We start from the raw sequence: 16036 nt of genomic DNA on the forward strand, positions 1-16036 counted from the left end.
TCTCCTCACGCCTTCGCCCGTCTATAGGCGGTTTTTCCGCGCGGGGAAACCGGCTTTTCAGGCATCGAGACGATCGAGGAAAGCGGCAAGCTCCGAGGGCTCGATGCCGACCGAATGGCTCTTCTCCGGATAGGCACCGGATCGCACGTCATCCGCATATTCGCGGAAGGCCGCGATGCGCTCCTGCTGGAGCCGATCATATTCGGCGGTGAAATTGCGATAGACCTTGGCATGGCGCGGATAGTGGCCGCGGTTCTGGCCGAGCACGTCGTCGGCAAAGAGGTACTGCGCATCGCAGCCGGTGCCGGCGCCCATCGAGAGCATGAGGAGCGACGTCTTCGCGCTGATCGCCGCGGCGATCGCGCCCGGCACGACCTCGATTTCGGCCGCAAATGCCCCCGCCTCTTCCAGCGCCTTCACCTGCCGCCAGATTTCGAGCGCACTCGCAGCCGTCTTGCCCACCGCCTTGAAGCCGCCCGTCCACGTCGCCTTGGAGGGGATGAGCCCGACATGGCCGCAGACCGGGATGCCCTCCTCGCGCAGGCGCCGGACGGTGGAAAGGCCGGCCGCGCAGTAAACGGCATCGCCGCCCGCCTTCATCGCCTGGAAGGCGCCGCGCAGATAATCGTCCGCCGTGACGAGATCACCATATTCGAGGCCGGGAAAGGCGAAGACCGTGGGTGCCGCCTCGCGAAAGGCGGGCCCGAGAAGCGCAGGCGGCACGGATACGAGGTCGATGCCCGCCTGCTCGGCGGCAGCGGCCTCCTCCAGCGTCACGACACGCAGCATGGTGAGCTGGCGCTTGCCCTTCATCGCCTGAAGGTCGGCGACGGTCGGTCTCTTGTTCTTCACGGTGATCTCCCGGCTCAGGCAGCGAGCAGTTTCTTGAGTTTGGTTTCCGGCGCGGCCAATTCGGCCGGGTCGGGATGGATGCGCGCGGCGATGAGCATTTCCGCAAGGCGGATATCGCGCGCCACCGCATTGCCCGGCCCGATGCCGCTCGCCGCGATCAGCCGGCCCTCGGCATCGAGGTGGAAGAGGATGAATGCCCCCTCGCCCATGTCGCGCCGGACCGTCGTCACCGCGCCATCGGCAAGGCCGGCGATCTGCAAGGTCATGTCGTATTGATCCGACCAGAACCACGGTACAGCTGCATGCGCCTCCGCGCCGCCCAGCATGTTGGCCGCTGCAAGCTGACCCTGCTCCTGCGCATTGCGCCAGGATTCGAGGCGAATGCGGCGCTCGCCATAGAGAGGGAGCGGATAAGACGTACAATCGCCGGCCGCAAAGATATCCGGGTCGGAGGTCCGCAGCATTCCATCGACGGCAATGCCGTTCTCGACTGCAAGGCCGGCTGCTTCGGCGAGCTCCGTATTCGGCGCCGCGCCGATGCCGACGACCAGAAGATTTGCCGAAACGACGCGGCCGTCCTCGAGCGCGATGCGCACCTCGCCCGGCAAGTCCTCGACACCCGCAACCTTGGCACCGCAGAGGATCTCGACGCCCTCGGCCGCATGGCGCTCCGCCACGATCGCGGCAATCTCCGCCGGCACGCCGCGGCTCAGCACGCGGGGCAGCCCTTCGACCAGCGTCACCGTCGCCCCAAGCTTGCGGGCACTTGCCGCCAGCTCCAGGCCGATGAAGCCGCCACCGAGAATGGCGATGTGGCTGCCCTCCACCAGATGCGCCCGAATACGCGCGGCATCGTCATGGCTGCGAAGTGCGGCAATGCGTCCGCCATGGGCCGTACCAGGCAGGACCCGCGGCCGGGCACCGGTGGCGAGCAGCAGCTTGTCATAGGGCAGCGCCGTACCATCGCTCAGCACGATGCGCCTGCGGGTGCGATCGATTTCGGAAACCGTTTTGCCGATGAGCACATCGATCCGCGCTTCCGCATAACGCTCCGCATCGGCGACGAGCTTCGGGCCGGCACCGGCGATCAGCGCGTCCTTGGAAAGCGGCGGCCGCTCGTAGGGCAGATGCGTCTCGCTGCCGATCAGCGTGATCGTGCCGTCGAAACCCTTGTCGCGCAGCGCGAAGGCTGCGCGCGCGCCGCATTCGCCGGCGCCGACGATGACGAAGTTTGCCATGGAATGATTCCTCAGAGCCCGATGAAGACGGTGCCGCCTTCGACCTTGACCGGATAGGTTTTCAAGTCGACGCACACAGGCGCGCCCTTGGCCTCGCCGGTCTTGTAGTTGAACCGGCCGTTGTGCTTGGGACATTCGATGACGTGGTCCATCACGAGGCCATCGGCGAGATGGATTTTCTCGTGGGTGCAGAGCCCGTCGGTGGCGTGGTAGGTATCCTCCGGGCTGCGATAGACCGCGAAGGTGCGGCCCGCATGGTCGAAGCGGATGACATCCTCCTCGTCGATCTCGTCCGCTGCGCAGACCTCGATCCAGGTGTCGCTCATGGTCGTCTCCTCCAAGACTGGGGCGTTATTCGGCGGCCGCGACGGCCGGTTCTGCGTGGAATTCTTCCTTGTAAGGCCGGGCCGTCATCGGCAGGTCGCGCTTCAGAAAGTAGTCCTCGTTGCGCAGTTGCCGCAGGAAGGCCGGCAGCATTTCCTTGTAGCCGTGCCACATGGACGGGTTCGGCGTCGGCAGGTCATGCTTGATCATGGCGTGCAGCCTCGGCAGTGCGTGATAGGGTACCATCGGGAACATGTGGTGCTCCACATGGTAGTTCATGTTCCAGTAGATGAAGCGGCTGAAGGGGTTCATGTAGACCGTGCGGCTGTTCAGCCGGTGATCGATGACGTTGTCGGCGAGGCCCCCGTGCTGGAGCAGGCCGGTCAGCACGTGATGCCAGGCGCCGTAAAGTCGCGGCAGGCCGATCAGCATGGCCGGCAGGATCGAGCCGATGGCGAAACACAGCGCGATGGTCGCGAGATAGATCACCAGCCAGATGCGGGCGATGCGGATCGCCTTCGGCTGCTCGGATTCGGGGATGAAGGTCTTTTCCGCCGCACTCATCACGCCGGAAGCATTGCGCACCATGTCGACCACGGCATGCCAGGCGTCGAGAAGACCGAAGAAGTTGAACACGAGGCGCAAAAGATCCGGCGGGCGCATGACGGCGATTTCGGGATCGCGGCCGACGATGACCGTATCCGTGTGGTGGCGGGTGTGGCTCCAGCGCCAGGTCACCGGATTGCGCATGATCATGAAGCAGGCGATCTGGTAGACGGCGTCGTTCATCCACATCGTCTTGAAGGCCGTGCCGTGGCCGCATTCATGCCAGCGGGAATCCGACGCCGAACCGTAGAGCACGCCATAGACCAGGAAGAACGGCAGCGCCCACCAGCTTCCCCAGAACCAGACACCGAGAGCGCCGGTGACGAGCATCGTGCCGAGCCAGATGGCGGTGTCGCGGATCGCCGGGCCGTCGCTGCGCTGCATCAGCGCCTTCATCTCCTTGCGCGGGATGTCGGTGTGATACCACTCGGCTGCCGCAAGGCCGTTCGCCACGGCTGCCTCGGCATCGCGGCCAAGAAGGCTGTAGTCCCGCTTCGTCGGCTTCATCGCCCGTCTCCTCCATCTGATGGGCAAACGATAATACCGATGCTTGCGTCTCTCAATCCTGCCATGATAGAATGCGTCAAATACTATCATTCACCATCATTTGGTTTTGATGGAAAGATTTCAGGGAGGGGAACATGGCATCGCGGCCCACCATTACGGATCTCGCCAAAGCAGCCGGCGTCAGCGTCGCGACCGTCGACCGCGTGCTGAACGGCCGCCACAAGGTGCGCGAGGAAACGGCGCGCCGGGTCTATGACGCCGCCAATGCCATCGGCTATCACGCGCTCGGCCTCATCCGGCAGCGTGTCTTCGAGGACCTGCCGCAGTACCGGCTGGGCTTCAGCTTCCAGCGCCCCAACCAGGCTTTCTACCAGAACTTTGCCCGCGAGGTCGAAATCGCCTGCAATGCCTGCACCACCGCGCGCATCGTGCCGCAGATCGATTTCATCCCCACGCAGACGCCCGCCGCGATGGCCGAAATGCTGCGCCAGCTCTCGACCCGCAACCAGGCGCTCGCCGTCGTGGCGCCGGATTACCCGGCGACGACGACCATGGTGGAAGACCTGAAAAGCCGGGGCATTCCGTTGTTCTGCCTGCTCTCCGACTTCGCCATGGACGTGCGCCAGGGCTATATCGGCCTCAACAACATGAAGGTCGGGCGCACGGCCGCCTGGATGATCGCCAAGGGCGCCAAGCGCCCCGGCAAGGTGGCGATCTTCGTCGGCAGCCACCGCTTCCACGGCCATGAACTGCGCGAGATCGGCTTCCGCTCCTTCTTCCGCGAGAAGGGCGAAGGCTTCGAGGTGCTCGACACGCTGGTCAATCTCGACACCAGCGAAATCACCCACGAGGCGACCGCCAACCTGCTGGCGCAGCACCCCGATCTGGTCGGCCTCTACGTCGCCGGCGGCGGCATGGAGGGGGCGATTTCCGCTGTGCGGGAAGAGGGTTATGCGGGAAAGGTGCAGTTGATCGTCAACGAGTTGACTCCGGAATCGAAGGCGGGGCTTGCCGACGACGTGGTCACCATGGCCATCCATACGCCGCTCGCGGCGCTGTGCCGCGAACTCGTCACGCTGATGATCACCGCCATCGAGAAGGGTGGAAACGCCGTGCCTGGCCAGACATTCCTGCCATTCGACATCTTCGTGCCGGAAAATATCTGAGGCGGAAGATGATGGTTTTCCATCATCCCCCGCTGCTAATCTCTCAGCAATGAGAGCGCCTTCACGGCCTTCGGCTTTGACCTTCGCGAAATGCGTCCCGATCCTCATGCGTGCATGCGAGGCCACCCTGTCGCCGCCTCGAAGACCGGAGGACCCATTCCATGCCCGCCCTGACTTTCGCCCTCAACCACATGACGGCGCCCGCGCTGACGCTCGACGCCTTCTTCGCGCTGGCCGTCTCGCTCGGCATGACGGCCGTCGAAATCCGCAACGACCTTGACGGCAACGCCATCCTCGACGGCACGACGCCGGCCGAGGTGAAGGCGCTCGCCGCGCGCCACGGCGTCACCATCATCTCGATCAACGCCCTCCAGCGCTTCAACGAATGGACCCCGGCCCGCGCCGCGGAGGCCAAGGAGCTCATCGACTATGCGAGCGCCTGCGGTGCGCGCGCACTCGTGCTCGTGCCGAAGAACGACGGCACCGGCCAGGCGGACGGCGAGCGGCAGGCGAATCTTCGTGAAGCGCTGACCGCGCTGAAACCCCTGCTGGATGCCGCCGGCATCATCGGCCTCGTCGAACCGCTCGGCTTCGAGATCTGCTCGCTGCGCTCCAAGCGCGAGGCCGTGGAGGCCATCAAGGCCGTCGGCGGAGAACAGACATTCCGTCTGGTGCACGACACGTTCCACCATCATCTGGCCGGCGAACCCGATCTCTTCGCCGACCTCACCGGCCTCGTCCATATTTCCGGCGTCGAGGACCCCGCCGTCGCCGTTTCCGACATGCGCGACGGTCACCGCGTTCTCGTCGGCCCGGCGGATCGGCTTGGAAATATCGGCCAGATCAATGCCTTGCTTGCTGCCGGCCATAGCGGCCCGCTCTCCTTCGAGCCCTTCTCGGCGGCCGTGCACGACGTTAGAGACCCGCACGCGGCGGTCGCCGAAAGCATTGCCTTCCTGCGCGAAAACACTTGAAAGCTGGTCGCCGGCGGGCGTTCCGCCGGCACTTTTCCCCAAGCAGAATGAACCCCGCGACGGAAAAAATGGAACAGGCTTGACGTTCCCCGCGGAAAATGGAATAAACATTCCGTAAGACGGAATTCGCGGTTTGTTTATTCTGTTTTGACCCCTGCCTCCCGGGAGGAGCGAGGGTCGGCCGGCCCCGAAAGGACGCGCCATCCGGATCAGTCTGTGGTGCGACCGGACACCACGTTGAGGAGGAGAACGACATGAAAAAATTCATTCTTGGCTCGGCGCTCGCCGTCATGATGTCCACCGCCGCCCATGCCGAGACGATCGGCGTGACGATGGCGCAGTTCGACGACAACTTCCTGACCGTCCTGCGCAACGGCATGTCCGACTATGCCAAGACGCTCGATGGCGTCGAATTGCAGATCGAGGACGCACAGAACGACGTCGCCAAGCAGCAGAGCCAGATCCAGAACTTCATCGCCTCCGGCGTCAGCGCCATCATCGTGAACCCGGTCGACACCGACGCGACCGCCGCCATGTCGAAGGCTGCGGCCGACGCCGGCATCGCGCTCGTCTACGTCAACCGCGAGCCGGTCAACGTCAACGAACTGCCGGAAAAGCAGGCCTTCGTCGCCTCCAACGAAATGGAATCCGGCACGCTGGAAACCAAGGAAGTCTGCCGGCTCCTGAACGGCAAGGGCAAGGTCGTCGTCATGATGGGCGAGCTTTCCAACCAGGCCGCCCGCATGCGCACGCAGGACGTCAAGGACGTGATTGCGACCGACGAGTGCAAGGGCCTCGAAATCGTCGAGGAGCAGACCGCCAACTGGTCGCGCACCCAGGGCTCCGACCTGATGACCAACTGGCTCTCCGCCGGCCTGGAATTCGATGCCGTCATCTCCAACAACGACGAAATGGCGATCGGCGCCATCCAGGCGTTGAAGGCCGCCGGCCGCTCGATGGACAGCGTCGTCGTCGCCGGCATCGATGCCACGCAGGATGCACTAGCCGCCATGGCTGCGGGCGACCTCGACGTAACGGTGTTCCAGGATGCGGCCGGCCAGGGCAAGGGCTCGGTCGATACCGCGCTGAAGCTCGCCAAGGGCGAAAAGGTCGAGACGAAGGTCTACATCCCCTTCCAGCTCGTGACCCCGGCCAACATCGCCGACTTCCAGTCGAAGAACTGACCGGCTCACCGGCCGCTTGAAAAGAACATAGACCATGAAGGACGCGCGCACGCAGGCGTGCGCGCGTCCGACCCGTTTCAGGTTGCGAGGGAGGGGACGATGGTCAGTCCGACCACCATGGCCGCGGTTCGTGCCAGCGGCGCCATTCCGAATGCCGAATATCTCTTGTCCGCGGAAGGTGTCCGCAAGGAATTCCCCGGCGTCGTCGCCCTCGATGACGTCCAGTTCAAGCTGAAGCGCGGCACCGTGCATGCCCTGATGGGCGAAAACGGTGCGGGCAAATCCACGCTGATGAAGATCCTTGCCGGCATCTACACGCCGGACCAGGGCGAGGTGCTCTTGAAGGGCCAGAAGATCCGGCTCCGCTCGCCGCTCGATGCGCTGGAAAACGGCATTGCCATGATCCATCAGGAACTCAACCTGATGCCCTTCATGACGGTGGCGGAAAACATCTGGATCCGCCGCGAGCCGAAGAACCGCTTCGGCTTCGTCGATCACGGCGAGATGCACCGCAAGACGGCCGAACTCTTCAAGCGCCTCAACATCGTCATGGACCCGGAAGTCCAGGTGCGCGACCTTTCGGTCGCCAACCGCCAGATGGTCGAGATCGCCAAGGCCGTCTCCTACGAATCCGACGTGCTGATCATGGACGAGCCGACCTCGGCGCTGACCGAGCGCGAGGTGGAACACCTCTTTACGATCATCCGGGACCTGCGTTCGCAGGGCATCGGCATCGTCTACATTACCCACAAGATGAACGAGCTGTTCGAGATCGCCGATGAATTCTCGGTGTTCCGCGACGGCAAATATATCGGCACGCATGCCTCCACCGACGTGACGCGCGACGACATCATCCGCATGATGGTCGGCCGCGAGATCACCCAGATGTTCCCGAAGGAAGAGGTGCCGATCGGCGACGTCGTGCTGTCTGTCAAGAACCTCTCGCTCAAGGGTGTCTTCCACGACGTGTCCTTCGATGTGCGCGCAGGCGAAATCCTGGGACTGGCCGGCCTCGTCGGCTCCGGCCGCTCGAACGTCGCGGAAACCATCTTCGGCGTGACGCCGGCGACCTCGGGTACGATCGAGATCAACGGCAAAAAGGTCACCATCGACAGCCCGAACACCGCGATCCGCAACCGCATGGCCTTCCTCACGGAAGACCGCAAGGAAACCGGCTGTCTGCTGATCCTCGACGTGCTGGAAAACATGCAGATCGCGGTGCTTCAGGACAAGTTCGTCAAGAACGGCTTCGTGTCGGAGGGTGCGCTGACCAAGGTCTGCGAGGAGATGAGCAAGAAGCTGCGCGTCAAGACGCCGAACCTGTCGGAGCGCATCGAGAACCTGTCGGGCGGCAACCAGCAGAAGGTGCTGATCGGCCGCTGGCTGCTCACCCATCCGCGCATCCTCATCCTCGACGAGCCGACCCGCGGCATCGATGTCGGCGCCAAGGCGGAAATCCACCGCTTCGTCACCGAGCTCGCCCGCGACGGCGTCGCCGTCATCATGATCTCGTCGGAAATGCCGGAAGTGCTCGGCATGAGCGACCGCGTGATGGTCATGCACGAGGGCCGCGTCACCGGCATCCTCGACCGCGCCGACGCCACGCAGGTCGCGGTGATGGAACTGGCTGCCCAGTAAGTTTTAAGGTCGCCCAAGCGGCCGCAAGGGAGGTAATCATGAGCACGAATTCCGCCGCGCAGGCTCAAGCCGCCGCGCAGAAGACTGCCCGCCGGCTCCCGCCGGAACTCAGCATCTTTCTCGTCCTCGTCGGCATCGCGCTGGTCTACGAAATCCTCGGCTGGATTTTCGTCGGCCAGAGCTTCCTGATGAACACGCAGCGCCTGACGATCATCATCCTGCAGGTCTCCGTCATCGGCATCATCGCCGTCGGCGTCACGCAGGTCATCATCACCGGCGGGATCGATCTGTCCTCCGGCTCGGTGGTCGGCATGACCGCCATGTTCTCGGCGAGCCTTGCGCAGGCCTCCACCTGGCCGCGCGCGCTCTATCCCTCGTTGACCGACATGCCCGTCATCGTGCCGGTGGCGCTCGGCATCGGCGTCGGCCTGCTCGCCGGCTTCGTCAACGGCCAGCTCATCGCCAGGACGAAGATCCCGCCCTTCATCGCCACGCTCGGCATGATGGTGTCGGCGCGCGGTATCTCCAAGTGGTACACGAAAGGCCAGCCGGTCTCGGGCCTCAGCGATCAGTTCAGCTTCATCGGCACCGGCATCTGGCCCGTCGTCATCTTCCTCGTCGTCGCCGTGATCTTCCACATCGCGCTGCGCTACACCCGCTACGGCAAGTTCACCTATGCGATCGGCGCCAACGTGCAGGCCGCCCGCGTCTCCGGCATCAATGTCGAATCGCACCTCGTGAAGGTCTACGCCATCGCCGGCGCGCTCGCTGGCCTTGCCGGTGTCGTCACCGCGGCGCGTGCCCAGACGGCGCAGGCCGGCATGGGCGTGATGTACGAACTCGACGCGATTGCCGCGACCGTCATCGGCGGCACCTCGCTTGCCGGCGGCGTCGGACGCATCACCGGCACGGTCATCGGCACCGTCATCCTCGGCGTCATGACATCTGGCTTTACCTTCCTGCGCGTCGATGCTTTCTACCAAGAGATCGTCAAGGGCGTGATCATCGTCGCCGCCGTCGTCGTCGACGTCTATCGCCAGAAGAAGCGCAAGACGTAGATTGGGCAAATAGGCAGTAGGCAGTAGGCAGTAGGCAGTCGGCAGTCGGCAGTAGAAATGCAGGCTTCCTCAGCGGCTTACTATCCCCTACTGCCTATTGCCTATTGCCTACCCCCTCCCACACATAACGAGGACAACATGACTGTAAGATTTGGTCTTCTAGGTGCCGGCCGCATCGGCAAGGTGCATGCCAAGGCCGTGACCGGCAATGCGGACGCCGTGCTCGTCGCCGTCGCCGACGCCTTCCCCGCCGCCGCCGACGCCATCGCCAGGCAATATGGCTGCGATGTGCGCACGATCGAGGCGATCGAGGCCGCCAAGGACATCGACGCCGTCGTGATCTGCACGCCGACCGACACCCATGCCGACCTGATCGAGCGCTTTTCGCGCGCCGGCAAGGCGATCTTCTGCGAAAAGCCGATCGACCTCGACGTCGAGCGCGTGCGCGCCTGCATGAAGGTGGTGGAAGGCGCCAAGGGCAAGCTGATGGTCGGCTTCAACCGCCGTTTCGATCCGCATTTCATGGCCGTCAAGCAGGCGATCGACGACGGCCGCATCGGCGACGTCGAGATGGTCACCATCACGTCCCGCGACCCCGGCGCCCCGCCGGTCGACTATATCAAGCGCTCCGGCGGCATCTTCCGCGACATGACGATCCACGATTTCGACATGGCCCGCTTCCTGCTCGGTGAAGAGGTCGTCTCCGTCTCGGCAACCGCCGCCGTGCTGGTCGATCCCGAAATCGGCAAGGCCGGCGACTATGACAGCGTCTCCGTCATCCTCCAGACCGAATCCGGCAAGCAGGCCATCATCTCCAACTCGCGGCGCGCCACCTACGGCTACGACCAGCGCATCGAGGTGCACGGCTCGAAGGGCATGGTCGCCGCCGAAAACCAGCGCCCGGTCTCCATCGAAATCGCCAACGGCGACGGCTACACCCGCCCGCCCCTGCACGACTTCTTCATGACCCGCTACACGGAAGCCTACGCCAACGAGATCGCCGCCTTCATCGCGGCAATCGAAAAGGGCGCCACCATCTCGCCCTCGGGCGCCGATGGCCTTGCCGCACTGGCGCTGGCCGACGCGGCCGTGAAGTCCGTCCAGGAAAAGCGCCTGATCTCCGTCGCCTGACGGAAAATACCTCCCAAGCAACTGGCCGGGCGATTTTGTCGCCCGGTCTTTTTTGTCGGGGGCTCCCTCCTCACTCTCCTCTGTCATCTTCGGGCTCGGGCTTGACCCGAGGATCCATGCCACAAACTCAAGGCATGCCCGTGCTACGTGGATCCTCGGGTCAAGCCCGAGGATGACGGAGGAGAGGTTGGTGCCTCGACCATCGGACCCGACATCCCGCAGCCCATCAACTCCCATCGGTCTTGGTTGAAATAATATCATGATCCATCTCCGCCAAAGCCCGGTCGAGATGCCCCTCCAGCACCAGGGTCGCCTCTTCCGGTACGACGGAGATGGGTGGTGCACCGAACAGGCGCACCTGCTGCGACTGCGCGAGCCCCTCCTCCAGACCGCGATGGATCAGATCGAAATAGCGTGTGCCCGGCCCGGTGATGGCGATCGGCATGTTTTCGTAGAGGCTCACCATGCGCGACAGCCCCTGCCCCAGCGCAAGGCCCGCCTGACGGAAGGCATATTCGGACATGCGGTGGCCCTGGCGGGCGCGTAGCGCGATCTTGTCCATCTCGGCGAGCGGCACGAACTTTGCGGGGATCGTATCCGGCGGCACTTCGAAGGCCGTGCGCAGGATGCCGTAGAAACCGGCGGACGCCTCGATGCAGCCCTGCGCGCCGCAGCGGCACAATTTTCCATCCGACGAATTCAGCATGTGCCCGAAATTCGGCGCCGTGACCAAAAGTTCGCCGGAGCGATCGAACCGCGCAATACCAAGCCCGATGCTGTGGCCGAGCGACAGCGCCGCAACCGCCTGCAGGTTTTCCACGCCCGCCTTCTCCATGCGCAGCGCCATGGCGTGCGCGACAAGCAGCGTCTCGTTGCTGAGCAGGATTTTCGCCCGCCAGTCCGGCTTCAGCAGCGCCGCAAAATCGACCTGCTCAGACCCGAACACCGGCGACCAGACGAGACGCGCCGAGGCAGGATCGACGAGGCCCTTGCTGCTGATCGACACCACCAGCACTTGGCTCCGGTCGATCGCAGACCGATGCACCAGCTTGTCAAGCGCCGCAACGAAGGCCGCCGCAAAGGGTCCAGTCGAAACATCCGTGTGGTTGCGCACCTCCTCGAACCGGTCCAACAGCGTGCCGCCGTAATCGGCGAGCGAATATTGCACGATGTCGGAAGAGATGCGCGCCGCGACGAGATAACCGGCGGCCCGCCGCTGGCCGAAGATGACGCGTGGCCGCCCGCGTGCGGCCGACACCTGCTGCTCGCGCCGCTCAAGCACCGCGGCCTTTTCAAGTTCCGTGGTGATCGCCGAAACCGTCGCCGAGGCGAGCCCGGTATGCTGGGAAATATCGGTATGCGCGAGCGGTCCGTGCCGCCGCAGCGATGCCAGAACGAGCGCGCTGTTCTGCTGCCGCACAAGCTCAGTGCTCGACTTGGTCAGCATCCCCGATTCCCACTCGCTTTCACATGCCGCAACACATGCTCCTCCCAAAGCATCTGCCGTGCCGCCTATCAAGGGTTTCAAAGCCTTGTTGACAGCCCGAAAAACTTCTGACATTTATTTTCTCGACTGTCGAGAAAAAAGTCCCGGCACCGTCGGGAGGGGTATCGAGACAGTAAGATCGTGGCCGGTCGTTGATTGGACGGGAGGTTCGTCCAGGCGGCCGGTGTTCACTTGGGAGGATAATATGAAATTCGTTTTGAAGCTGATGGCAGGGGCTGCCGTCATCGTTTCCCTGCATTCCGTTGCACACGCCAAGGACCTCGTGGTCGGCGTTTCCTGGTCGAACTTTCAGGAAGAGCGCTGGAAAACCGACGAAGCCGCCATCAAGGCAGCACTCGAAGCTTCCGGCGACAAATACATTTCGGCTGACGCCCAGTCGTCCGCCGCAAAGCAGCTGACCGACGTCGAATCGCTGATCGCCCAGGGCGCAAACGCCATCATCGTTCTCGCCCAGGATTCGGAAGCCATCGGCCCGGCCATCGAAAAGGCCGCCGCTGAAGGCATCCCGGTCGTCGGCTACGACCGCCTGATCGAAAACCCGGCCGCCTTCTACATCACCTTCGACAACAAGGAAGTCGGCCGCATGCAGGCCCGCGAAGTGTTCAAGGTGAAGCCGGAAGGCAACTACGTCTTCATCAAGGGCTCCTCGTCCGACCCGAATGCCGACTTCCTCTTCGCTGGCCAGCAGGAAGTGCTGAAGGAAGCGATCGACGCCGGCAAGATCAAGACCGTCGGCGAAGCCTATACCGATGGCTGGAAGCCGGAAAACGCCCAGAAGAACATGGAACAGTTCCTGACGGCGAACGACAACAAGGTCGACGCGGTCGTCGCCTCGAACGATGGCACGGCTGGCGGCGCGATCGCGGCCCTGACGGCACAGGGCCTCGCCGGCTCCGTACCGGTCTCCGGCCAGGACGCCGACCACGCCGCGCTGAACCGCGTGGCACTCGGCACCCAGACCGTCTCCGTCTGGAAGGACAGCCGTGAACTCGGCAAGCGCGCCGCGGAAATTGCGGCAACGCTCGCCAGCGGCAAGACCATGGACGAAATCGAAGGCGTGACCACCTTCAACGGCGGCCCGAAGGGCGTCGAAATGAAGTCGGTCTTCCTGGCCCCGCTGCCGATCACCAAGGACAACCTGAACGTCGTCATCGACGCCGGCTGGATCCCGAAGGAAACGGCTTGCCAGGGCGTTGCCGCCGGCTCGGTCGCAGCCTGCAACTGAGCAGCCGCCATCCGGTACTGATCTGACCATCGCCAGGCGCCGCAACGTCAAACGTTGCGGCGCTTGCGCAAGATGGGCAGCGGGCGGAGGATGAAGGCGGCGATATCCTCGAAGCGGGATGCGGAAAAGTGGGAACCGGTTTTCCGTAACATCCCGCTTGAACTTCAGACCACGCCCGAAGAACACGTCAACAAAAGTGGGGGGACGGCAAAGCCATGGCCGACATCACGACTACCGCACAAGCCAATCGCGCGCGATCGGCAAGCGAGAACCCGGTAAAACGCTTCTTCCGCGCAACCGAGATCGACACGCGTCTGCTCGGCATGGTCGGCGCCATGCTGATCATCTGGATCGGCTTCAACATTCTGTCCGGCGGCCTGTTCCTGACGCCGCGCAACCTCTGGAACCTCTCCGTCCAGACCGCCTCCGTCGCCGTGATGGCGACCGGCATGGTGCTCGTCATCGTCACGCGCAACATCGACCTTTCCGTCGGCTCCATCCTCGGCTTCGTCGGCATGAGCATGGGCGTGCTGCAGGCCGAACTGCTGCCGCAACTGCTCGGCTTCAACCATCCCGCCATCTGGATCGTGACGCTTCTCGCCGGCATCACGCTGGGCGCCGCCATCGGCGCGCTGCACGGCTCGATCATCGCCTTCCTCAACGTGCCCTCCTTCATCGTCACGCTCGGCGGCCTGCTCGTCTGGCGCGGCGCCACCTGGTTCGTCACCAGCGGCCGAACGGTCGCCCCGATGGACTCGACCTTCCGCCTGATGGGCGGCGGCACCGAAGGCTCGATCGGCGCCACGGCGAGCTGGGTCGTCGGCATCCTCGCCTGCATCGCCATCGTCGCCACCATCATCAATTCGCGCAAACAGCGCCAGCGCTTCGGCTTCCCGCAGCGCCCGATGTGGGCGGAGTATTTCCTGACCGCCGTCGGCTGCGCCCTGGTGCTCGGCGCCATCGCCGTCGTCAACAGCTACCCCTGGCCCGTCGCCATCGCCCGCAAATATGCCGACGCCAACGGCATTGCCTGGCCGGACGGCGGCCTGTTCATCCCGCACGGCATCGCCATCCCGGTGCTCATCGCCATCGTCGTCGGCATCGTCATGACCTTCATCTCGACGCGCCTGCGCTTCGGCCGCTATGTCTTCGCCATCGGCGGCAACCAGGAGGCGGCGGAACTCGCGGGCATCAAGACCCGCTGGGTGACGGTGAAAATCTTCGCGCTGATGGGCATTCTCTGCGCCATCGCCGCCGCCATCTCCACCGCCCGCCTCAATGCCGCGACCAACGCGCAGGGCGAGCTCGACGAGCTCTACACCATCGCCGCAGCCGTCATCGGCGGCACCTCGCTTGGCGGCGGCATGGGCACAATCGCCGGCGCCATGCTCGGCGCCCTCGTCATGCAATCGCTGCAATCGGGCATGGTGCTGGTCGGCATCGATACCCCGTTCCAGCGCATCGTGGTGGGCATGGTCCTTGTCGTCGCCGTCTGGCTCGACACGGTCTACCGCGCCCGCGCCAAGTAAGAGGAGTTGGACCAATGACGGACACCCGTACGCCCCTCGTGGAAATGAAGAACATTTCCATCTCCTTCGGCGGCATCCACGCCGTGGACAATGCCTCGGTCGATCTCTATCCCGGCGAAGTCGTGGCGCTTCTCGGCCACAACGGCGCCGGCAAGTCGACGCTGATCAAGGCTCTCTCCGGCGCCTACAAGCGCGATGGCGGCGAGATCCTGATCAACGGCGAACCGGCCGAGATCAACAACCCGCGCGACGCCAAGAAATACGGCATCGAGACGATCTACCAGACGCTGGCCGTCGCCGACAATGTCGACGCTGCCGCCAACCTCTATCTCGGCCGGGAACTGCGCACCCCCTGGGGCACGCTCGACGACGTCGCGATGGAGGCGAAGACCCGCGAAGTGATGGGCCGCCTCAACCCCAACTTCCAGCGCTTCAAGGAGCCGGTGAAGGCGCTCTCCGGCGGCCAGCGCCAGTCGGTGGCGATCGCCCGCGCCATCCTCTTCGACGCCCGCATCCTCATCATGGACGAGCCGACGGCCGCACTTGGCCCACAGGAAACGGCCCAGGTCGGCGAGCTCATCAAGCAATTGAAGAAGGAAGGCATCGGCATCTTCCTGATCAGCCACGACATCCACGACGTCTTCGACCTCGCGGATCGCGTGTCAGTGATGAAGAACGGCCAGGTCGTCGGCCACGCCCGCACCGAGGACGTCACCAAGGACGAAGTGCTCGGCATGATCATCCTCGGCAAGGTGCCGGCCAAAGCCATCCCCGGCCCCGGCGCCATGCAGACCGCCTGAGCAATCAGTGCGGGCCGCCGGCAACAGAGGGCGGCCCGCACCACGAAACAGAACGCCTTTCCGCATTTTCCCGATTGAAGCCCGCCCTCACCTAGGCTAAGAACCCTCTCATCGGACAGGCGAGTCATCGCCAAGGCAAGCACCCGTAGCTCAGCTGGATAGAGTGTTGGATTCCGATTCCAAAGGTCGCAGGTTCGAATCCTGCCGGGTGCGCCATATCTTTTTTCTCACCGGAAATCTGCGCTAACATCTTGAACGGTAACGATAAGTCTATCGTTCTAAAACCTTCATTTCGCG

Annotated in this window: 14 protein-coding genes and 1 tRNA gene; 10 read left to right on the forward strand and 5 right to left on the reverse strand. The window is 64.0% G+C overall.

From position 1 onward, the window contains the following. Positions 1–57: 57 nt before the first annotated feature. The 4 genes from VGN93_RS17660 to VGN93_RS17675 are packed head-to-tail and all read right to left on the reverse strand — an operon-like array spanning position 58 to position 3527. Positions 58–852, reverse strand: coding sequence for a 3-methyl-2-oxobutanoate hydroxymethyltransferase (locus VGN93_RS17660; protein WP_327508471.1), 795 nt, complete (start codon positions 850–852; stop codon positions 58–60). 14 nt (positions 853–866) lie between these two features. Further along, entirely contained in the window at positions 867–2090 is a 1224-nt protein-coding gene (locus VGN93_RS17665) for an NAD(P)/FAD-dependent oxidoreductase (protein WP_327508472.1), read from the reverse strand. A gap of 11 nt (positions 2091–2101) precedes the next feature. Next, positions 2102–2416, reverse strand: a complete 315-nt coding sequence (locus VGN93_RS17670) for a MocE family 2Fe-2S type ferredoxin (RefSeq protein ID WP_319324112.1) — start codon at positions 2414–2416, stop codon at positions 2102–2104. Positions 2417–2441: 25 nt separating this feature from the next. Beyond that, entirely contained in the window at positions 2442–3527 is a 1086-nt protein-coding gene (locus VGN93_RS17675) for a fatty acid desaturase family protein (RefSeq protein ID WP_327508473.1), read from the reverse strand. A 134-nt stretch (positions 3528–3661) separates the two neighbouring features. Here VGN93_RS17675 and VGN93_RS17680 point away from each other — a divergent pair, with 134 nt between their 5' ends. From VGN93_RS17680 to iolG, 6 genes are all read left to right on the forward strand, one after another. Beyond that, a complete protein-coding gene (locus VGN93_RS17680) occupies positions 3662–4693 on the forward strand; it encodes a LacI family DNA-binding transcriptional regulator (protein ID WP_327508474.1) in 1032 nt (343 codons plus the stop codon). A gap of 161 nt (positions 4694–4854) precedes the next feature. After that, the gene (locus VGN93_RS17685) at positions 4855–5667 is read left to right on the forward strand and encodes a TIM barrel protein (protein ID WP_327508475.1); all 813 of its coding nucleotides are present in this window, start codon (positions 4855–4857) and stop codon (positions 5665–5667) included. Between the two features lie 254 nt (positions 5668–5921). After that, positions 5922–6851 (forward strand): sugar ABC transporter substrate-binding protein, encoded by a 930-nt coding sequence (locus VGN93_RS17690; protein WP_319324108.1) that lies wholly within the window; start codon positions 5922–5924, stop codon positions 6849–6851. Between the two features lie 99 nt (positions 6852–6950). Further along, positions 6951–8489, forward strand: coding sequence for a sugar ABC transporter ATP-binding protein (locus tag VGN93_RS17695; RefSeq protein WP_327508476.1), 1539 nt, complete (start codon positions 6951–6953; stop codon positions 8487–8489). A gap of 38 nt (positions 8490–8527) precedes the next feature. Continuing rightward, positions 8528–9547 (forward strand): ABC transporter permease, encoded by a 1020-nt coding sequence (locus tag VGN93_RS17700; RefSeq protein WP_327508477.1) that lies wholly within the window; start codon positions 8528–8530, stop codon positions 9545–9547. Between the two features lie 138 nt (positions 9548–9685). Further along, complete coding sequence (gene iolG, locus VGN93_RS17705; RefSeq protein WP_327508478.1) at positions 9686–10678, forward strand: inositol 2-dehydrogenase; 993 nt, start codon at positions 9686–9688, stop codon at positions 10676–10678. 226 nt (positions 10679–10904) lie between these two features. On the opposite strand, the gene VGN93_RS17710 is transcribed toward iolG, so the two are convergent. After that, positions 10905–12125, reverse strand: coding sequence for an ROK family transcriptional regulator (locus tag VGN93_RS17710; protein ID WP_327508479.1), 1221 nt, complete (start codon positions 12123–12125; stop codon positions 10905–10907). A gap of 244 nt (positions 12126–12369) precedes the next feature. Between VGN93_RS17710 and xylF the strand changes: the two genes are divergently transcribed. The 4 genes from xylF to VGN93_RS17730 all read left to right on the forward strand — a co-directional run bounded on the left by xylF (position 12370) and on the right by VGN93_RS17730 (position 15955). After that, complete coding sequence (xylF, locus tag VGN93_RS17715) at positions 12370–13410, forward strand: D-xylose ABC transporter substrate-binding protein (RefSeq protein WP_327508480.1); 1041 nt, start codon at positions 12370–12372, stop codon at positions 13408–13410. Positions 13411–13625: 215 nt separating this feature from the next. Next, on the forward strand, positions 13626–14939 hold the full coding sequence (locus tag VGN93_RS17720; RefSeq protein ID WP_319324102.1) for a sugar ABC transporter permease: 1314 nt from the start codon (positions 13626–13628) through the stop codon (positions 14937–14939). 14 nt (positions 14940–14953) lie between these two features. Then, positions 14954–15739 (forward strand): ATP-binding cassette domain-containing protein, encoded by a 786-nt coding sequence (locus tag VGN93_RS17725; protein WP_327508481.1) that lies wholly within the window; start codon positions 14954–14956, stop codon positions 15737–15739. A gap of 139 nt (positions 15740–15878) precedes the next feature. After that, positions 15879–15955: transfer RNA gene (locus VGN93_RS17730), tRNA-Arg, on the forward strand. Positions 15956–16036: the final 81 nt, after the last annotated feature.

The organism is Shinella sp. (genome assembly GCF_035998705.1).
Lineage (GTDB): Bacteria > Pseudomonadota > Alphaproteobacteria > Rhizobiales > Rhizobiaceae > Shinella.